At 66.7% G+C, this 17,596-nt stretch carries 17 protein-coding genes and 1 tRNA gene; 5 read left to right on the top strand and 13 right to left on the bottom strand.

Annotated features, from left to right (window positions below):
• Positions 1-531: 531 nt before the first annotated feature.
• The 5 genes from PHP91_RS14090 to PHP91_RS14110 all read right to left on the bottom strand — a co-directional run bounded on the left by PHP91_RS14090 (position 532) and on the right by PHP91_RS14110 (position 5,307).
• Positions 532-966 carry a MarR family transcriptional regulator gene (locus PHP91_RS14090; protein WP_300141972.1) on the bottom strand — a complete coding sequence of 145 codons (435 nt, stop codon included), beginning with the start codon at positions 964-966 and terminating at the stop codon, positions 532-534.
• A 208-nt stretch (positions 967-1,174) separates the two neighbouring features.
• Entirely contained in the window at positions 1,175-2,473 is a 1,299-nt protein-coding gene (locus PHP91_RS14095; protein ID WP_300141975.1) for a right-handed parallel beta-helix repeat-containing protein, read from the bottom strand.
• A gap of 285 nt (positions 2,474-2,758) precedes the next feature.
• Positions 2,759-3,307 (bottom strand): hypothetical protein, encoded by a 549-nt coding sequence (locus PHP91_RS14100; RefSeq protein ID WP_300141978.1) that lies wholly within the window; start codon positions 3,305-3,307, stop codon positions 2,759-2,761.
• Between the two features lie 98 nt (positions 3,308-3,405).
• Complete coding sequence (groL, locus tag PHP91_RS14105) at positions 3,406-5,001, bottom strand: chaperonin GroEL (protein ID WP_300141981.1); 1,596 nt, start codon at positions 4,999-5,001, stop codon at positions 3,406-3,408.
• 45 nt (positions 5,002-5,046) lie between these two features.
• A complete protein-coding gene (locus PHP91_RS14110) occupies positions 5,047-5,307 on the bottom strand; it encodes a co-chaperone GroES (protein ID WP_300141984.1) in 261 nt (86 codons plus the stop codon).
• 210 nt (positions 5,308-5,517) lie between these two features.
• Between PHP91_RS14110 and PHP91_RS14115 the strand changes: the two genes are divergently transcribed.
• Together PHP91_RS14115 and PHP91_RS14120 are read left to right on the top strand one after the other, a co-directional pair.
• Complete coding sequence (locus tag PHP91_RS14115; RefSeq protein ID WP_300141986.1) at positions 5,518-7,005, top strand: trehalose-6-phosphate synthase; 1,488 nt, start codon at positions 5,518-5,520, stop codon at positions 7,003-7,005.
• 8 nt (positions 7,006-7,013) lie between these two features.
• Positions 7,014-7,247, top strand: a complete 234-nt coding sequence (locus PHP91_RS14120) for a hypothetical protein (RefSeq protein ID WP_300141988.1) — start codon at positions 7,014-7,016, stop codon at positions 7,245-7,247.
• A gap of 4 nt (positions 7,248-7,251) precedes the next feature.
• On the opposite strand, the gene PHP91_RS14125 is transcribed toward PHP91_RS14120, so the two are convergent.
• The gene (locus tag PHP91_RS14125; protein ID WP_300141991.1) at positions 7,252-8,172 is read right to left on the bottom strand and encodes a sensor domain-containing diguanylate cyclase; all 921 of its coding nucleotides are present in this window, start codon (positions 8,170-8,172) and stop codon (positions 7,252-7,254) included.
• 161 nt (positions 8,173-8,333) lie between these two features.
• Here PHP91_RS14125 and PHP91_RS14130 point away from each other — a divergent pair, with 161 nt between their 5' ends.
• Positions 8,334-8,795: a hypothetical protein gene (locus tag PHP91_RS14130; RefSeq protein ID WP_300141994.1), complete on the top strand. Its 462-nt coding sequence runs from the start codon at positions 8,334-8,336 to the stop codon at positions 8,793-8,795.
• A gap of 68 nt (positions 8,796-8,863) precedes the next feature.
• Here the strand turns inward: PHP91_RS14130 and PHP91_RS14135 are convergent, their stop codons facing one another.
• The 7 genes from PHP91_RS14135 to PHP91_RS14165 all read right to left on the bottom strand — a co-directional run bounded on the left by PHP91_RS14135 (position 8,864) and on the right by PHP91_RS14165 (position 15,776).
• Positions 8,864-9,424 carry a C40 family peptidase gene (locus PHP91_RS14135; protein WP_300141997.1) on the bottom strand — a complete coding sequence of 187 codons (561 nt, stop codon included), beginning with the start codon at positions 9,422-9,424 and terminating at the stop codon, positions 8,864-8,866.
• A gap of 22 nt (positions 9,425-9,446) precedes the next feature.
• Positions 9,447-9,998, bottom strand: a complete 552-nt coding sequence (locus tag PHP91_RS14140; RefSeq protein WP_300142000.1) for a BON domain-containing protein — start codon at positions 9,996-9,998, stop codon at positions 9,447-9,449.
• A 64-nt stretch (positions 9,999-10,062) separates the two neighbouring features.
• Positions 10,063-10,983 (bottom strand): RluA family pseudouridine synthase, encoded by a 921-nt coding sequence (locus PHP91_RS14145; protein WP_300142002.1) that lies wholly within the window; start codon positions 10,981-10,983, stop codon positions 10,063-10,065.
• A 205-nt stretch (positions 10,984-11,188) separates the two neighbouring features.
• On the bottom strand, positions 11,189-12,493 hold the full coding sequence (locus tag PHP91_RS14150) for a TRAP transporter large permease (RefSeq protein ID WP_300142005.1): 1,305 nt from the start codon (positions 12,491-12,493) through the stop codon (positions 11,189-11,191).
• Positions 12,493-12,981: a TRAP transporter small permease gene (locus PHP91_RS14155; RefSeq protein WP_300142008.1), complete on the bottom strand. Its 489-nt coding sequence runs from the start codon at positions 12,979-12,981 to the stop codon at positions 12,493-12,495. Before PHP91_RS14155 ends, PHP91_RS14150 begins: the two co-directional genes overlap by 1 nt.
• 49 nt (positions 12,982-13,030) lie before the next feature.
• Positions 13,031-14,044: a TRAP transporter substrate-binding protein gene (locus PHP91_RS14160; RefSeq protein ID WP_300142011.1), complete on the bottom strand. Its 1,014-nt coding sequence runs from the start codon at positions 14,042-14,044 to the stop codon at positions 13,031-13,033.
• Between the two features lie 64 nt (positions 14,045-14,108).
• Positions 14,109-15,776: an FG-GAP-like repeat-containing protein gene (locus tag PHP91_RS14165; RefSeq protein ID WP_300142013.1), complete on the bottom strand. Its 1,668-nt coding sequence runs from the start codon at positions 15,774-15,776 to the stop codon at positions 14,109-14,111.
• A gap of 193 nt (positions 15,777-15,969) precedes the next feature.
• Between PHP91_RS14165 and PHP91_RS14170 the strand changes: the two genes are divergently transcribed.
• Positions 15,970-17,247, top strand: coding sequence for an RsmB/NOP family class I SAM-dependent RNA methyltransferase (locus tag PHP91_RS14170; RefSeq protein ID WP_300142015.1), 1,278 nt, complete (start codon positions 15,970-15,972; stop codon positions 17,245-17,247).
• Positions 17,248-17,426: 179 nt separating this feature from the next.
• Positions 17,427-17,502 (top strand) — tRNA-Val (locus tag PHP91_RS14175).
• Positions 17,503-17,596 lie beyond the last annotated feature (94 nt).

Below are 17,596 nucleotides of genomic sequence, written 5' to 3' on the forward strand. Positions count from 1 at the left end.
GCCGATGTTGATCCGTTCGCTCATGGGTGTGCTCCTATGGTTGTGTGTACATACAAACATTCCGTACGCGATCAGGCCGCCAGGGAAGTCTTGAGGCGGGGCCTTGTGGGCCTGTCGCCCGAACACTGGCCGTTTCGGGCAAGGGCCCTGACGCCGGGACTGCCTGGTCGGCAGGGTATCGGAAACCGTTTCGCGCCCGGCGGAAAGAAGAGGCTTTCAGCTTTGGAGGCGGAGCATTTTGCAAATGTTTTTGCTTGTACATACAAGTATTCCTGAAGCTTTGCAGCCGGGAACCATTGGGACACGGCGTTTCCACCGCCAACGGCGCTCATGCACGGGCTTGAGGATTGCTTGTACATACAAATGTATCACTCGCATCGCTGCCCGGAAGGCCGGGGAAAAGTTTTTATCCTCTGGGACACTTTCAGTAATGGGCGGTTTCCTGTCCGTTGCTTGTACATACAACTATCGTCGGCGCTCCGATATGCATTGCGCTCCGGGGCGAGTGAACAACCTCATGACACTCCACAGCTAGCCGAGGTCTTCCAGGTGTCGGTTGGCCTGGTCGATGAGCCGGGTCAGAGCGATGCCGGGCTGCTCGCCCAGGATCGCCGAATAGTCTTTGTAGAGCCGGGTCCAGGCCTTCTCGATGGGCTGTTTGAGGGCCTTGCCCTCCGAGGTCGGATAGATCCGGACCACCTTGCCCTTCTGGTCGCGCTCGACATAGCCGCGATACACGAGACGGTCCGCGAACCGCGTCAGGGTGGAGGGGGCCAGGCTGAGGTATTCGGCGAGCTCCTTCTGGGTGATGCCGGGCTGTTCGTTGACGAGCTGGAGCATGAAGGCGTGGGAAGGGGACAGGCCGATCTCCTGGAAGGCCGCGTCGGCCAGCTTGCCGATGTTGCGCGCCAGGGCGTTGGCCGTGAAATACAGGCAGCAATGCAGATGTTCGGAACAGCGGGGCATGGGTTCTCCATTTGTTTGTACATACAACTATCGCGGGGCGGCGGAAAAGGCAAGGGGGCAAAGCCGTTTGGGTGGGGCCGGCGCGGGCCGGGCTGCCAAAGCGGGGCTGGACCGGGTGGGCCGGGAGCTGCGCATCCGGGATGGGCCGCAAAGGCCGGTGCGGGGTGCGACTGGCCGGTGCCATGCGAAACCGGGCGTCGGGCCGGGCCTACTGCCAGGCGGGCTTCCACTCCTCGCCTTCGGGCGAGATCTCGGGCAGCGAGCAGGGCTTGGCCTTGACCACCCGGTTGCCCTGGCCCTTGTCCAACAGGTCGGGGGGAGTGCCGATGAGCACGTTGACGTTGCCGCCGAGGTAGACCTGGTTCTTGGTGGCCGAGAAGTCGTTGAGCTCGGTCCAGGCGAAGGTGTTGGCCGCGCCCTGGAGCGCCTCGAAGGGGTGGCAGTACACGGCGTAGCGCCCCTGGCCGCGCACCCGGTTGTTCGAGAAGAAGCCGCGCGAGCCGGTCTGGACGATGCCCCGCGCCTCGCGTCCGGCCGCCAGGATGATGTCGTTGCAGGTGACCACCATGTCGTCGGCGTAGAGCAGCAGGCCGGTGGAGCGGTCGCCCCGCGCCTCGATGCGGTTGCCGGTGATGGAGACGCGGTTGTTGGCCTTGATGTTCGCGCCGCCCCTGGTGTCGAAATACCAGCCCGCCACGATGCCGTTTGGCCCGAACTTGTGCGGGTATTCAATCCCTTCCTCGGCGGTGACGATGCGGTTGTCATCGATGGCGATGTTGCCCTCGCCCTTGGCCCCCAGGACGTTGTCCAAGACCTCGATGCCGTTGCGCGAGGGGTGGATGACGGTGTTGCGCTCGATGGCGATGTCCGCCCCTGTGGTCCAGTCGGCCAGCACGCCGAACCCGGCGGTGCGGCCCGGCCGCTCCACGTCCAGGCGGAAGGTGTTGCCCGCGATGCGGATGACGCCGGTGGCCGAGTTCTTGATCCGTTGCGAGGGCGAGTCGATGCGGTTGCCGACCACCACGCCCGCCGCGAAGGGCAGGGTGTCGCCGTCGCTCCATTTGACGGACAGCTCCTGGGGCCGCAGTTCGGAGACCACGCAACCGCGCACGTCCAGGCCGCCGACGAAGGTGAAGTGCAGGGGCGTGCCCTCGGCCCGGCGGAAGTGGATGGCGTGCACGGCCACCACCGGGCCCTTGCCCGACGGGGTGGCCCCGGCCACGGGCAGGGGGGAGTGAAAGGTCCAGCGGCCGCCGGTGATGATGGTGGTCGGCTCGCCCAGGGCGTCCTTCTCGCCACGGATGCGCGTGTCGCGGGTGATCTTGACCCGGCCTTCCGCGCCGAAGTCGAAATGGCCGCGCAGGAGCACCGTGCCGCCCTGGTTCACGGCGGCCTGGATGTTGGCCACGTCCTGGGAAGGGTCGCCGGTGCCTACCACGGCCTGTTCGGCCAGTGCGGGCAGGGCCAGGGCGACAAGCAGGGCGAGGGCCGCCGCGAGTTTGCGCATCTCCACCTCCGGTGCGGGTTTCGGTTCACCAGGCAACCTACCCGCTTTGGGGCCGCAGTTCAATGCGCTCGGACGGGGGTGATAACGGGCATATTTTCGGGGCGCGGAATTGTTTTCGGTGACAGGGATGCGTTGCGGAGGAGAGAACCGGCAACTGTCAATGCGGCCGATCCGCCGCAACGGGGAGATGCATGGGATGCGATTGAGAGCCGGAATGGCGCTCATGAGGTGGGCTCGGTGCTGGCGGCAATCGAGCTGCGCGGGCGTGACCGGGCCCGGCCGGGGTCAGTAGCCCCGGTTGCGCGGGACTTCCTTGCGCCCCCGGCTCATGAGCCGCCGGTTGGCGTTGTCCCGGTCCTGGAGGAACACGGCGCGGGTCACGGCCTCGCAGGCCGCCGCCAAGTCGCCGCCCGCGCGCAGGGACGCCACCTGGTCGCGCAGGGCTGCGGCGATGCGCGGTTGGTCCGCCCAGTCCGGATAGCTGGTCCAGTAGTCCACGGCCAGGCCGGTCTCGCCCAGCTTGGCGGCCGCATATCCGGCGTGCAGATAGGCGTCGGGCGCGGGCCCGGCCTCCAGGGCGCGGTCCAGGGCGGCGATGGCGTCCCGGTCGCGGCCGATGCGCGTGTAGGCGATGCCCGCCATGAGCAGGTGGGAGGGGCGCGCGTCCTTGCCCGCGTCGCGCCGGGCGGCGAAGTGGGCGTCGAAGGCCTCGGCCGCGAGGCGGAAGTGCCGTTCGGCTGCCGTGAAGTCGCCCCGCAGCTCGGCGGCGCGGCCGCGCTCCAGGTTCTTCTCGCCCCGTCGGCTTGGCGGTATCAGGCTGGCGAAGATGGACATGGCCCGATACTAGCCTCTGGGCGGCCGTCCGGCAAGGCGGAAACGAAAAGGGCCGGACGATCGCTCGTCCGGCCCTTCGGGATTTCTTTGCGGGACGATTAGTCCTCGTCCTCTTCGGCCGGGGCCTCGAAGATGGCGCATTCCGTGGTCAGGAGCATGGAGGCGACGCTGGCCGCGTTCTGCAGCGCGATGCGGGTCACCTTCTTGGGATCGACGATCCCTTCCTTGACCAGGTTGACGTATTCGCCGGTAGCGGCGTTGAAGCCGTCGTCGCCTTTGAGGGCCTTGACCTTCTCGACGATGACCGTGCCTTCCAGGCCGCAGTTGTTGGCGATCTGCTTGAGGGGCTCCTCGATGGCGCGGGCGATGATGTCCACGCCCGCCTGCTCGGTGTCGCCGCCGGCCTTGAGCTTGGCCAGGACCTTGCCTGCGCGGACGAGCGCGGTGCCGCCGCCGGGGATGATGCCTTCGTCAACGGCCGCGCGGGTCGCGTTCAGGGCGTCCTCGACCCGGTCCTTGCGCTCCTTCATCTCGATCTCGGTGGCCGCGCCCACCTTGATGACCGCCACGCCGCCGACCAGCTTGGCCAGCCGCTCCTGCAGCTTCTCGCGGTCGTAGTCGCTGGTGGAGTTGGCGACCATGTTGGAGATTTCCTCGCAGCGGCGGTCGATGGCCTTCTTGTCGCCAGCGCCGCCCACGATGAGGGTGTTCTTCTTGCCAACGACGACGCGCTTGGCGGTGCCGAAGTCGCCGGGTTTGATGGCCTCCAGGGTGTGGGCGGTGTCTTCGCTCACCGGGGTGGCGCCGGTCATGATGGCGATGTCGCGGATCATTTCCTTGCGGCGGTCGCCGAAGCCGGGGGCCTTGACCGCGCAGACCTTGATGGTGCCGCGCATGGCGTTGATGGTGATGCCCGCCAGGGCCTCGTTCTCGACGGTCTCGGCGATGATGAGCAGCGGGCGTCCGGCCTTGGCCACGGCCTCAAGGATGGGGATCAGCGGCTTGATGTTGGAAATCTTGCCTTCGGAGAGCAGGATGAACGGCTTCTCGAAGACGGCCTCCTGCTTGTCGTGGTCGGTGACGAAATAGGGGGAGAGCCAGCCGTTGTCCCACTGCATGCCTTCCACCACGTCCAGCTCGGTGGAGAAGCCCTGGGATTCCTCGACGGTGATGACGCCGTTGTCCCCGACCTTTTCCACGGCCTGGGCCAGCATCATGCCGATGGTCTCGTCGTTGTTGGCGGAAATGGTGCCCACCTGGGCGATCTCGGAGCTCTTCTTGACCGGCTTGGCCATCTTGTCCAGTTCGGCGACCACGGCCTCCACGGCCTGGTCGATGCCGCGCTTGACGGCCATGGGGTTGCGCCCGGCGGCCAGGAGCTTGACGCCCTCGTTGAAGATGGCCTGGGCCAGCACGGTGGCGGTGGTGGTGCCGTCGCCCGCGATCTCGTTGGTCTTGGAGGCGACCTGCTTGACCATCTGGGCGCCCATGTTTTCGAGCTTGTCCTCAAGGGTGATCTTCTCGGCCACGGTCACGCCGTCCTTGGTCACCTGGGGAGCGCCCCAGGTCTTCTCCAGCATGACGTTGCGGCCCTTGGGGCCGAGGGTGACCTTGACGGCGTCGCCAAGGATGTTGACGCCGCGCTGCATGCCCTCGCGGGCTACCGCTTTGTAATCAATGGATTTTGCTGCCATGTTATGTCAGTCCTATTCGGTGCGTTTTTCGGATTCGTGCCGGGGTTACGCGAAGACGCCAAGGATGTCGTCTTCCCTCATGATGACCAGTTCGTCGCCGTCCATGGTGAACTCGCTGCCCGCGTACTTGGCGAACAGGATGGTGTTACCCTTCTTGACGGTCTTGCAGTCGGGACCGGCGGCCAGGACTTCGCCCGCCTGGGGCTTTTCCTTGGCGGAGTCCGGGATGTAGATGCCCCCGGCGGTCTTTTCCTCTTCTTCCTTTCTCTTGACGATCACGCGGTCATGCAGCGGTTTCAGGGCCATTGGCGATTCTCCTTATGCAAAGATTGCCGCCCCGGAGGGCGGCGGTAGGTTTCGACTGGAGGCAAGATAAGGTCGGCCTCTCTCTTGTCAACCGCGCGGGCGCATGTTTTTTGCCGGACCGTTTCCGCCGCGGCCTTGCTATGCCGCCCAAAGACCGGTACCAACCTAATGAGAAACAAAGAAAGCGAAGCGAAACGAGGAGAAGGACCCATGGATTCCGAGCCGAGGCGGCTGGTGGTGGTGTCCAACCGGCTCCCCGTGGCCCTGCGGGAGGCTGCGGACGGCGGCTGGGAGGTCAAGGCGGGAGCGGGCGGGCTGGTCACGGCCCTGGCCCCGGTCCTGCGCAACCGGGGCGGGGTGTGGATCGGCTGGTCCGGCGCGCCGGACCCGGCTGCGGACCCGGCTGCGGACGTGGACGGGCTGCTGGCCCGGTTTTCGGCCGAGGCCGGGTATGACCTGCGCACCGTGTCCCTGACCCGTGAGGAGGTGGACGGCTACTACTCCGGCTTCTCCAACGGCGTCATCTGGCCGCTCTTCCACGACCTTCAGACCCGCTGCCGATTCGATCCCGACTGCTGGCGCACCTACCTGGACGTGAATTTCAAGTTCGCCGAGATCGTGGCCCGCCGGACCACGGCCGACGACTACGTCTGGATCCAGGACTACCACCTCATGCACCAGGCGTTCTTCCTCAAGTCCATGGGCGTCAAGCGGCGCACCGGCTTCTTCCTGCACATCCCCTTTCCGCCGCCGGACATCTTCATCAAGCTCCCCTGGCGCTGGAAGGTCATCAAGGCCCTGACCGAGTTCGACCTGGTGGGGTTCCAGACCCTCCAGGACCGGCGCAACTTCGCGGCCTGCCTGCGCCGCCTCATGCCCGAGGCCAAGGTCTCCGGGCGCGGGGCCGTGGTCACGGCGGACATGGGCAACCGGCGGTTCCGGCTGGGCGCGTTTCCCATCTCCATCGACTTTCAGCAATTCGACGCCATGGCCCGGCGGGACGACGTGGCCGGGGAGGCGTTCAAGATCCGCGAGGCGCTCCGCCACCGCAAGATCATCCTGGGCGTGGACCGGCTGGACTACACCAAGGGCATCCCCGAGCGCATCCGCGCCATCGGCACCCTGCTGCGCCGCTATCCGGACATCCAGGGCACGTTCAACTTCGTCCAGATCGCGGTGCCCAGCCGCGAGGAGGTGGGCGAGTACCGGGAGCTGCGGACCGAGATCGAGCAGCTCATCGGCCGGGTCAACGGCGAGTTCTCCTTCCCCGGCTGGGTCCCGGTCCATTACCACTATCGCAGCCTGCCCCACGACGAACTGGTGGCCTACTACGCGGCTGCCGACATCGGTCTGGTCACGCCCCTGCGCGACGGCATGAACCTGGTGGCCAAGGAATACTGCGCGGCCAGCACGGACGGCGACGGCGTGCTCATCCTGAGCGAGTTCGCCGGGGCGGCCGCCCAGTTCCAGCGGGACGCCTACCTGGTCAACCCCTACGACACCGAGGGAGTGGCCAGGGCCCTGCACCGGACCCTGCACTGGGACAAGGCGCAGCGCGTGGAGCACATGACCCGGCTCCGGGAGCAGGTGCGCAGGAACGACATCTTCCGCTGGGTGGACTCCTTCCTCAAGGCTGGCATCTCCCGCCGGCTCGGCGATTTTCCGGAGGCGGAGACCCTCCGGCTGGGGCGCGGCTGAGCCCCGCCATGCTGACGCTCAGGTGCGCGGCCTGCCGCCGCAAGCTCTGGAAGTATCACAAGATCGGGCCCGGCGAGCTGCATCGCTGCCACAAGGACCGCATACGTAAGGTGTGGCGAATGGAGGAGCGGGACGGCAAGGTCTGGTGCGCCTGCGGCCGGGCCGTGGGCATTGACCGGGGGACCTATTACACCATGGACAGGAAGGCGTTCACCTACGCGGGAACCAAGACGGCGGGGTGAGTGCTCAGCCCTCGCCGTCCCCGAAGAAGGCGAAGTTGTCCTTGCCCGCGCCCTTGACCTTGTACATGGCCTTGTCCGCGGCTTCCAGGAGCTCGGCCATGTTCTCGCCGTGGCGGGGGAACATGGCGATGCCCATGGATGCGCCCGTGGTCACGCTCTGGCCGTCGATGACATAGGGGGCGCGGAGCCGCTCCACGATCTGCCCGGCCATGCCCGCCACGAAACCCCGGTCCGGGGCCTTGGGCAGGATGACGATGAATTCGTCTCCTCCCAGCCGGTAGGTGGCGCCGTGCTGGGCCACCACGTAGTTCATGCGCCGGGCGGCCCGCATGAGCAGGGCGTCGCCCGCCTTGTGCCCCAGGCTGTCGTTGACGGCCTTGAACCCGTCCAGGTCGATGAACAGGACGGAAGCCCTGGCCTCGGCCTCGCGGGCGTCGGTCAGGATGCCGGGCAGCTCCTGCTCCAGGGCCAGCCGGTTCTTGAGCCCGGTCAGCACGTCGCGGTAGGCCCGGCGCTCGGCGTCGGTCTCCCGCGCGGGGTCGTGCACGGTGCAGAAATAGGCGTTGTGGTCCGGCGAGAAGATGACGTTCCAGTTGAGGCGGATGTGCTTCCCCTCGTCGCTCAGAAAACGGAAGGAGAAGGCGGTGGAGCCGATGTCCGAGGTGATGAGCTTCTGCATGTCGGCCAGGGCGCGCTCCCTGTCGTCGAAGTGGATGTACTCCATCAGGTAGGAGCCCTGGAGCTGCTCGCGGCTCAGGCCGACGCTCTTCTCCCAGTGGGTGTTGACGTCCTCGAACTGGCCCTCCAGCGAAATGACCGCGCACATGTCCGGAGACAGGGAGAGCCACGCGTAGCGCTCCACGTAGAACAACCGTTCCAGGACGTAGGGGTCGTTGCATTCGTTGATAAGCCAGTCGATGTCCATGGACAGTCCTGTACAATGTTTGCCTGGTGCTTGCCAGCAAAAACAGGAACTATTCCCGGTCGGAGTCGATGTTTCCGGGCGGATCGGGAAAACGGGTTGACACGCGCGCCCGTGTCCCTGAAAGTGCTCAGGACTGCATACTTCATCCCCGGGAGGAGATCGTGAGGAAAACCCTGTCCCTTTTCGCCGTGCTGCTGGCCGCGCTGCTGGCGGCCCCGGCCGCCCTGGCCCAGAACAAGGATTGCAACGCCATTCCCTGGGGCGAGCCCATATCCGCCGTGGAGCAGATCGAATACTCCCACACTGCGGGGGGCGTCCGCTACTACAAGGTGAAGAAGGTCGAGGCGTGCGGCGTCTCCAAGATCGAGGACACCCGCGTCACCTACGCTTTTCGCGAGAACAAGCTCTACGCCACCATCATCGAGATCGACAAGGCGCGCGACGTCAAGCGCGTCATCTCCCTGCTCATGGACGAGTACGGCCTGCCCGACCACAAGAAGGATGATAGCTGGGACGTCTACCAGTGGGAGAACGACAAGCTCAAGATCAAGCTTAAGAGCGAATACCTGACCGACCGCATCAAGATCGGCATGTACTACAAGCCGCTCATTCCCAAGGAATAGCTGTTTTTTTTCAGGCGCAAAAAAAGGCCGTCCGAGGGGGCGGCCCTTTTTTGCGCCCTTGGGAAAACTCAGAGCACCCGGCGCGCGCCCAGGTAGTGCCCGTCCCAGTATGGGTTGTCCAGGGGCGACTCCATGACCCGCTTGCCCGAGCTCGGGGCGTGGATGAAGGTGCCCCGGTCCGTGACGATGCCCACGTGCAGCCCCTTTTTCTTGTCCTCCACCTGGTGAAAGATCAGGTCGCCCGGCCGAAGGTCGTCGCGCGTGACCGGCGCGCCCGCGCCGAACTGCCGCCAGGAGATGCGCGGCAGGTCCACGCCGTTCCTGTTGAATACGTACCAGGCCAGGCCGGAGCAGTCGAAGCCTTGGTCCGGGGAGGCCCCGCCCCACTTGTAGCGCACGCCGATGAGGCTGCGGGCCGTGCGGATGACGGCTGCGGCCTTGGTCGTGGCCGCGCGGTGGATGGGCGCGCCAGGGGTCAGGCCCGGTTGCGCCGGGGCAGGGCTCTTGGCCGCGCATCCGCCCGCCAGAAGGGCGGCCAGGAGCAGGCTGGCAAGCAGCGGAAGGCCGGGGGCGCGGCCCGGCCCCGTGGTGCGGCTGCGCGGTCGGCAGGCTGTCGGCGATCCGGGCATGGCCCCTCCGGTGGGTTGTCGGTCACTTGACGGTCAGGAAACTCTTGACGCTGCGTACGCCCTTGACGGCCTTGGCGTGCGCCTCGGCGGCGGACTTTTCCGCACTGGAGCCCACAATGCCGAGCAGGACCACATTGCACTGGACGATCTCGATTTCGATGTTGGTGGACCAGATATTCTTGTCGTCGACCAGCGCCTGCTTGAGCTTCTGGTAGATGCCCAGCTTGTCCGCCGTCGAGCAGCCGTCGTCCTCGCGCTTGGGCAGCAGATAGGTGGTCACCTGGCGCACGCCCTCCACGCCCTTGGCGAGCTTGACCGCCCGGTCCACCTGCTCGCGGCTCTCGTACTCGCCCACAACGTAGACGTGGCCGCGATAGGAGAAGGCGTCGTAATCCAGGTATTTGACCAGGTCGTCGGCCAGGAAGTCCTTTTCGATGGTCAGGGCGATGGTATTGTCGTCCACCCACTGGCCCGTGGTGCGCTCGTCCACGGCCACGTTGTAGGCCGTGCAGCCGTTGAGCAGGAACAGGGCGGCCAGCAGGACCGATGCCGCCAGGATGGTTGCTTTCTGCATGGTGATTCCCCCATGGGTTTTCTAGATATTGTCTACATACCCGTTTCGGGCCGGGGGCGCAAGGTCAGTCGAAGAGGGAGCGGAGCCCCTCGCGCAGGGCGTCCGGCCCGACCTCCCACCGGCCGGACCAGCGGGGCGGCAGGGTCAGGGTCCGGTCCTCCATGCGCATGGCGTAGCAGTGCAGGCGCATGTGCGGGTGCTCGTCGGCCCGGCCGTACTTGCGGTCGCCCACCACGGGGTGCCCGCGCGAGGCGAGCTGGACCCGGATCTGGTGGGTCCGGCCGGTCAGCAGGCGGACGGCCAGCAGGCTGAAGCGGCGTCCCACGGCCAGGGGCGTGACCCTGGCCCGGGCGGGTTTGCCCGATCCCGCGCCGACCCGCTCCGCGCCGGGCGCGCCCCGTTTTTCCAGGCGGTCCTCCAGGAGCACTGTGTCCGTCTCCGGCCAGGCGCCCACCACCCAGGCCAGGTAGACCTTGGCCACCCCGCCGGTGGCGAAGAGGTCGTTGAGGCGGCGCAGGGTGGCGTAGTCCCTGGCCGCCAGGAGCAGGCCGGAGGTGTCGCGGTCCAGGCGGTGGACCAGGGTGGGGCGGAAATCATCGTTGCGGTAGAGGACGGAAAGCCTTGCGGCCACGGAGTCGTCCACCTTGTCGCCGCCGTGGGCGGCCAGCCCGGCGGGTTTGGCCACGCCCAGGAGGTGGGCGTCCTGGTAGGCGATGGTCAGCCGGGCGTTTTCGGGCGGCGGATGCGGCGGCGGGGAGTGGGGCGAACGGTTGCCGGTGTCGTAGGGCGGGATGCGCACGGCCTGGCCGGCCTGGATGCGGTCGAAGGGCTTCCTGCGCCCCTTGTCCACGCGCACGCTGCCCTTGCGGATCCAGCGCTGGATGGCCGGGCGCGGCACCGCGCCGCGCAGCCGCCGCTCCAGGAACTGGAGCAGCTTCTGGCCGGACTCGGCCTGGGTGACGATGACGATCTGGGCTTCGGGCATGGGCTGGGGTGCGGGCGCGCGGGCCCATGGAGAGGCCTCGGGGCCGGGCCCCGGCGCTGCGCCGCAGGCCGACCATAGCCATACCCGTCCGTCATTGGCAAGCTGTCCGGCTCCCGGATCGCCGAAAAGACGGGAATCCGGGCGGCGCTGGCGTGACGCGTAAAGGGAAGCCCCTACGCACGGAAGGTGCGCAGGGCCCGGCTGGCTAGTGCATCAGCCCCGGCAGCCCGGTGACCAGGGCGGGGAAGGCCATGAGCAGGGCCACGCACAGGACGTAGGCGGCCAGGAAGTAGGTGGCTCCCTTGAACACGCCCGCCATGGACACGTCGTGGGTCATGGAGGCCACGATGAACAGGTTGACCCCCACCGGCGGGGTGATGGCCCCCAGGGTGGTGACGATGGTGATGAGCACGCCGAACCAGAGCGGGTCGTAGCCCATGGCCGTGACCACCGGGAAGAAGATGGGGATGGTCACCAGGAGCAGGGCCAGGGCGTCCATGACCATGCCGCCCACCACGTAGATCAGGCAGATGACCAGGATGATGACCATGGGCGGGATGGGCAGCCCGGCCACGAACTCGGCCACCTCGAAGGGCAGCCGGGTGATGGCCAGGAACCGGCCGAAGATGACCGCCCCGAGCATGATGACCATTATCATGCAGGAGATGCGCAGGGAGTCGTTGACCGCCAGCCGGAATCCCTTGAAGCTCAGCTTGCCCGAGATGACCGAAATGATGAGCGAAAGGGCCGCGCCCGCCGCGCCCGCCTCCGTTGGCGTGAAGAAGCCCAGGAACAGGCCGCCCATGACCAGCAGGAAGATGATGACCATCTCGATGGAGCCGGGCAGGGAGCGCAGCTTTTCGGCAAAGGTAGTCTTCGGCCCGGCAGGGCCCCAGTCCGGGTGGCGCTTGCACAGGTACCAGACCGTGCCCAGGAACAGCGCGGTGAGCATCAGGCCGGGGACCATGCCGCCCATGAACAGCTTGGCGATGGACTGGCTGGTCTGGAGCCCGATGATGATGAGCACCACCGAGGGCGGGATGACCACCCCCAGGGTGGCCCCGGCGGCCACCGCCCCGGCCGAGAGGACCGGGTGGTAGTTGAACTTCTTCATCTGGGGCAGGGCCACGGTGGACATGGTGGCGGCCGTGGCCGAGTTGGACCCGCAGATGGCCGCGAAACCGGCGCAGGCCAGGATGGTGGTCATGCCCAGGCCGCCCCGGATCTCGCCCATCCAGGCGTAGGCGGACTTGTAGAGCCGCTCGTTGACCCCGGAGTAGAAGCAGATCTGCCCCATGAGGATGAAGAGCGGGATGACGGTCAGGCCGTATTTGGAAAAGACGTTCCAGAGCTCGGTGCCGAGCATTCCCTTGGCCGCGTCCCAATTGAGGACATAGGCGAAGCCGAGAAAGCCGATGATGCCCATGGCGAAGGCCACGGGGATGCGCAGGAGGAAGATGGCGGCCAGCAGGATGAGGGTGCCGAGGATGCCGGCGGTGATCGGGTCCATTACAGCACCTTGCCCGCGGTCAGGGTTTTCAGGGTGTCGACCACAAGGACGAAGGCCAGGGCGAAGCAGCCCGCCGAGGTGGCGAAGACGAAGGGGTGGTAGATGATCTGGAGCGATTCCGAGAGCTCGCCGGTGTCCACCAGGAAGCGCGCCCACTTCCACGTCTCCACCCCGGCCAGGAGGAAGAAGGCGCAGGAGCCCAGGCTGGTGGCGGCGTCGGCCATGCGGCGGACCGGCTCGGGAAAGCGGGCGAGCAGCAGGCCCACGGCGATGTGCGCCTTGCGCCGCTGGGCCGCGGCCAGCGAAAAGGCCGCCACCACCGCGCCCATGAAGCCCATCATCTCGAAGGTCCCGTTGACCGGGACCCAGACGGCCCGCAGGACCATGTTGGTGCAGGCCAGGCACATCATGCCCACCAGAAAGAGCCCGGCCAGCAGGGAAAGGGCCGTGGCTATCCACTCGCTCAAACGATCCAGTGCATTGATCATGGCGCCAAAAATCGTCCCCCGCCCGGGGCGGGGGACGCGGAGGTTCGGGTTACTTGCCGAGCTCGGCCTCGTACTTCTTCTTGAAGCCGATCATGTCGGAGAACACGGCGTCGCCGTCGATGCCCTTGGCCGCCACGTCCTTCTTCCAGGCGTCGATCATGGGCTGTCCCTTGGAGGCGATCTCGGCCATGTCGGCGTCGCTCAGGCGGAAGACCTCCACCTGGTACTTCTCCTTGCTCCAGGCCAGGGCCTGGTCCACGTAGTCGTCCAGGTAGGCGCCGGTCCACTGCGCCTGCTCCCGGCCCAGGTCGTCCAGGACCTTCTTCACGTCGTCGGGCAGGGAGGCCCACTTGGCCTTGTTCATGATGACGGCGAAGGGGTAGACCGGCAGGTTGGTGATGGTCTCGTAGCGGCAGATTTCCGCGAAGTTCATGTCCTTGAGCACGTCGAAGGAGGAGACCAGCCCCTTGACCACGCCCTTTTGCAGGGCCTCGGGGGTGTCGGACATGGGCATGCCCACGCCCCGGCCGCCCAGGTCGTTGATGAAGGTGACGAGCGAGCCCGAGCCGCGCAGCTCCACGCCCGAGAGGTCGGCCAGGGAGCGGATGGCCACCTTGCTCTGGATGTGCGAGGGCGCGCAGGTGAACATGGTCAGGACCTTGACGTTCTTGAACTCTTCGGGCCGGTACTTCTGGAAGAGGTCCCACATGGCCAGGGAGGCCACCTCGGTGGAGGTGAAGGAAACGGGCAGGTTCACGGCGGACATGAGCGGGAACACGCCGGGATAGTAGGCGATGCTGATGCACCCGATGTCGGCCTGGCCCATCATCACGCCCCGGTACATGTTCTTGCCTTCGAGCAGGGTGGAGCCGGGGAAGGTCTGGACCGAGACGGCCCCGTTGGTCCGTTTCTCCACCTCGGTCTTCCACCGCTCCATCTGGACGCAGGGGAAGGTCTTGGCGGGCGGGAAGTTGGCGTAGGTCAGGGTGGTCCCGGCCGTGGCCGCCGCCGCCATCAGCCCGGTCAGGGCAAGGACGGCCAGCAGGATCAGCAAACGTTTCATCACTCTCTCTCCTTGGGTGACGCCCGGGCGGTCTCTCACGCCGCCCGGACGGTTGTTGCGCGGACTACAGGTTCAGGTCGTAGGCCAGAACCACGGTCTTGCGGCTGGAGAAGCCCATGCCGCCGGGGAAGGTGTTGACCAGGACGCACAGTTGCTGCTTGCCGTCGTTGTTCAGGTCCGCCAGGGCGACGTCCGAGACCTGGCCCTTGATGCGCCGGGTCTTCCACGCCAGGTTCAGGCCCACGCCGTCCCAGGCCAGCGAGTGGATCTCGCCCTGGGAGAAGTAGGTGAACCGCTCGAAGACCTGGGCGGCTATGGACAGGTCCTTGTTGACCAGCAGCTCGTATTTGCCGTTCTTGCTCAGCGAGGCCGCGAGCATGCGGAACGGGACGTTGTAGATGTTGCTCTTGTCGTCCGTGGTGCCGGGGCCCATGCCCACGGCCTTGTCCGCGGTCTCGATGGTCACGCCCGAGCTGTTGTAGCGGTCGTCGCCGCTGTCGCTCAGCCTTTCCATGGTCTGGCTGTAGACCTTGAGGCGATGGTATTCGTCCAGGACGGCGAACTTGTAGCCCAGGCCGTCGGGCAGGTAGACCATGCTGAAGACGTTGCCGTAGGGCGGCGCCGGGAAGGACTGGCCGAGCTCGATGTCGTCGCCCTTGACATAGGCCTCGTTCATCCGGGGGTCGAACACGCCGCGCTGGCCTTTGCGCTGGGCCACCAGCACGGGCATGTAGGTCGGGGGCATGCGGATGACGCCCAGGAACTGGTTGTAGTTCTGGACCACGTATTTGAACTTGTCGCCCGCGAAGGAGAGAATGTGGGATTTGACCCATCCTTCCGGGGCCTTGGTCTGGTTGCGGTAGAAAGCCTGGTACGAGGCCACGACCAGCTCGGGAACGTTGTCCTTGTCCACATCCACCATGCTGACGCGGATGTACTGGGTGTTGGACGAGAGCTCCATGGAGTCGAGGAGCTTGAGTTTGCCCTGCTCGTATCGGAAGGCGGAGATGCCGGTCCTGTGCAGGATGAAGACCTCGTTCTTGCCGTCGCCGTCGGCGTCGCCCACGGCCATGCTCGTGGAGAAGAAGCGGAAGGTCTGGCTGCGCCAGCGGCCGGTATCCTCGGTGCCGCCCTCGTAGCGGAACTGCGGGTTGAGGTTGGCGGCCTGGTACTGGTCGTCGGCCGGGACGAAGGAGGCGTTGATCGGGGAGTTGCCCGTCGGAGCCTCCCGCATGTCCTCCTTGCGCGCGGCCTTCTCCGAGGTGGAGTAGCCCGGGCGGTTGAAGACGTCGCCCTGGATCGCCTTGCTCTGTTCGTCCAGCCAGGGCGTGATCTCGTCGATTCCCATCTGCTCCGTTTTGCTCCAGGTGGCCCCTGCGGTGTTGTACGCCTGGACCGTCAGGGTGGCCTGCTTGTCCAGAATGGAGATGGAGCCGGAGACGATGTAGTCGAGCCCCGCGCTCTTGAGGATGCTCAGGGCGTCGGCCTTGCTCTTGGGCGCGGCCAGGTCCTTGATGGCCTCCTCGCCCGCGGGCGAGACGTGGCCGCTCCATTCCAGGTTGCTGCTCAGGCTGGCCTGGAAGGCCTTCGGGAAGTAGGCGTATTTCTGCGGCCCGTTGTAGGAGAACGGGAGCACTGCGAATTTCTTGGTGTCCTGGGCCAGGCCGGGGGCGGCCAGGAGCAGGGCGGCCGTCAGCGCGGCCAGAAGGATGCCGAGGATCTTTTTGTTCATTATTCCTCCGGGAAGGGAATGGTGTTCGCTGAGCGCCGCGCGCGGCTGCTGCGGTTGCGCGGCAGGCTCTTGTATCAGTTTCCGCACCGGGATGCAAAGAGAGTTGAGCGGTTGCCTCCGGCCGGACAAGCCGGTATGCCTCATCGGGCGGGGCGGCGCGGTCGCCCGCCCCGGCCGCTTCCCGGAGGAAAGCATGACCCGTACCCTCAGATCGTTCCGCCTGACCTGCCCGGCCGGGCGCGTCCCCCTGGCCGAGGCCCTGTTGCGGGCCCAGGGGTTCGACTTCGAGCCCGAGCCCTTTTTCGACCGGGCGCGCCGCCTGACCCGCGAGCCCTTCGCCCTGGGCGAGAGCCTGGCCTCGCGGTTCGGCCATATCTACATCCAGGACCGTTCCTCCATGCTCCCGCCCCTGGCCCTGAACCCGGAGCCGGGCGCGGCGGTGCTCGACATGTGTTCCGCGCCCGGCAGCAAGACCGGGCTGCTCGCCGGGCTGGTGGGACCAGAGGGGTTCGTGCTCGGGGCCGAGCCGTCGGCCGACCGGATCGGCACCCTGCGCGCCAACCTGCGGCGCACCGGCTGCGTCAACACGGCCACGGCCAAGGGCGAGGCCCAGTCCCTGCCCCTGCCGGACGGCCGGTGGGCGTACATCCAGCTCGACCCGCCCTGCAGCGGCTGGGGCACGGCGGAAAAGAACCCCAGGGTCATGGAGCTGTGGGACGAGTCCCGCACCGGCCCGCTGGTGGCCTTGCAAAAGACGCTCCTTGCGCGCGCGGCCGATCTGCTCGCGCCGGGCGGAGTGGTCCTCTATTCGACCTGCACCACCCATGTGGAGGAAAACGAGGCCCAGGTCGCCTGGGCGCTCAAGGCCCTCGACCTCGAGCTGGAGCCGCTTCCCGCCCCGCCGGGCTTTACCTTCGCCGACCCGCTCCTGCCGGGGATGGCGGGCGTGCTGCGTGTGGCCGAGGAGTCGGACGGGCAAGGCTTCTTCCTGGCCCGGTTCCGCAAGCGCGGCGAACCGTGCGCACCCGTGGAACGGACTGCGCAAACAGCGTCCCTGCCGGGCCAGCGCATTGATCCGCGCCGCCTGGCGGGCTGCGAGGGCCTGGCCTGGGACCGGCTGCCGCCGGGCGAGGTGCACGATTTCGGGGGCAAGGCGTATTTTCTGCACCGCGAGGCCCTGAGCCGCATCCCGGAGGGGATGCGCTGGCAGGGCTACGGTCTGGGCCGTGTGGCGGGCAAGGGGGACCGGGAGACGTTTCGGCCCGACGGCCAGGCGCGGGTGCTCATCCCGGAACCGGGCCGGGGCGCGGACGTGCTGGTCGTGGAGGACGTGGCGGTGCTGGAACGGCTGCTCTCGGGCCAGAGCCTGGACTTCCGCCCCGGCGAGGGCCCGGTGGGGCTGACCTTTCGCGGTCTGCCCCTGGCCTGGCTGTCGCGCAAGGGGCGGCGCCTGGTCTTGTCGGTAAAATAGCCTGATATTGCAGCGTGTTGCAACGCATCAATTTTTTTTGGAAAAGCGTTGACAAACGGGCGGCGTGTGGGCAGTATGCCTATTCGCTGACGCGGTGAGGGCAAGTCCCGGCTGGCGGAATCCCTGGGAAAATGGGGTTGACAAGCCGGAGCTGGCCAAGCTAAAGACACACTTCCTGCGGGCGCGTAGCTCAGCTGGGAGAGCATCGGCCTTACAAGCCGAGGGTCACAGGTTCGAGCCCTGTCGCGCCCACCAAGATTGACATAAGGGGCAGCATCGCCGCCCTTTATATACGGAGCGGAGCCGTAGTTAAGTTGGTTATAACGCCGGCCTGTCACGCCGGAGGCCG

This window comes from Pseudodesulfovibrio sp., from assembly GCF_028692895.1.
GTDB lineage: Bacteria > Desulfobacterota > Desulfovibrionia > Desulfovibrionales > Desulfovibrionaceae > Pseudodesulfovibrio.

Coding starts and splice junctions, on each gene's coding strand:
- PHP91_RS14090 (WP_300141972.1), bottom strand. CDS start 966: ATGCCCCGCTGTTCCGAACATCTGCATTGCTGCCTGTATTTCACGGCC.
- PHP91_RS14095 (WP_300141975.1), bottom strand. CDS start 2,473: ATGCGCAAACTCGCGGCGGCCCTCGCCCTGCTTGTCGCCCTGGCCCTG.
- PHP91_RS14100 (WP_300141978.1), bottom strand. CDS start 3,307: ATGTCCATCTTCGCCAGCCTGATACCGCCAAGCCGACGGGGCGAGAAG.
- groL (WP_300141981.1), bottom strand. CDS start 5,001: ATGGCAGCAAAATCCATTGATTACAAAGCGGTAGCCCGCGAGGGCATG.
- PHP91_RS14110 (WP_300141984.1), bottom strand. CDS start 5,307: ATGGCCCTGAAACCGCTGCATGACCGCGTGATCGTCAAGAGAAAGGAA.
- PHP91_RS14115 (WP_300141986.1), top strand. CDS start 5,518: ATGGATTCCGAGCCGAGGCGGCTGGTGGTGGTGTCCAACCGGCTCCCC.
- PHP91_RS14120 (WP_300141988.1), top strand. CDS start 7,014: ATGCTGACGCTCAGGTGCGCGGCCTGCCGCCGCAAGCTCTGGAAGTAT.
- PHP91_RS14125 (WP_300141991.1), bottom strand. CDS start 8,172: ATGGACATCGACTGGCTTATCAACGAATGCAACGACCCCTACGTCCTG.
- PHP91_RS14135 (WP_300141997.1), bottom strand. CDS start 9,424: ATGCCCGGATCGCCGACAGCCTGCCGACCGCGCAGCCGCACCACGGGG.
- PHP91_RS14140 (WP_300142000.1), bottom strand. CDS start 9,998: ATGCAGAAAGCAACCATCCTGGCGGCATCGGTCCTGCTGGCCGCCCTG.
- PHP91_RS14145 (WP_300142002.1), bottom strand. CDS start 10,983: ATGCCCGAAGCCCAGATCGTCATCGTCACCCAGGCCGAGTCCGGCCAG.
- PHP91_RS14150 (WP_300142005.1), bottom strand. CDS start 12,493: ATGGACCCGATCACCGCCGGCATCCTCGGCACCCTCATCCTGCTGGCC.
- PHP91_RS14155 (WP_300142008.1), bottom strand. CDS start 12,981: ATGATCAATGCACTGGATCGTTTGAGCGAGTGGATAGCCACGGCCCTT.
- PHP91_RS14160 (WP_300142011.1), bottom strand. CDS start 14,044: ATGAAACGTTTGCTGATCCTGCTGGCCGTCCTTGCCCTGACCGGGCTG.
- PHP91_RS14165 (WP_300142013.1), bottom strand. CDS start 15,776: ATGAACAAAAAGATCCTCGGCATCCTTCTGGCCGCGCTGACGGCCGCC.
- PHP91_RS14170 (WP_300142015.1), top strand. CDS start 15,970: ATGACCCGTACCCTCAGATCGTTCCGCCTGACCTGCCCGGCCGGGCGC.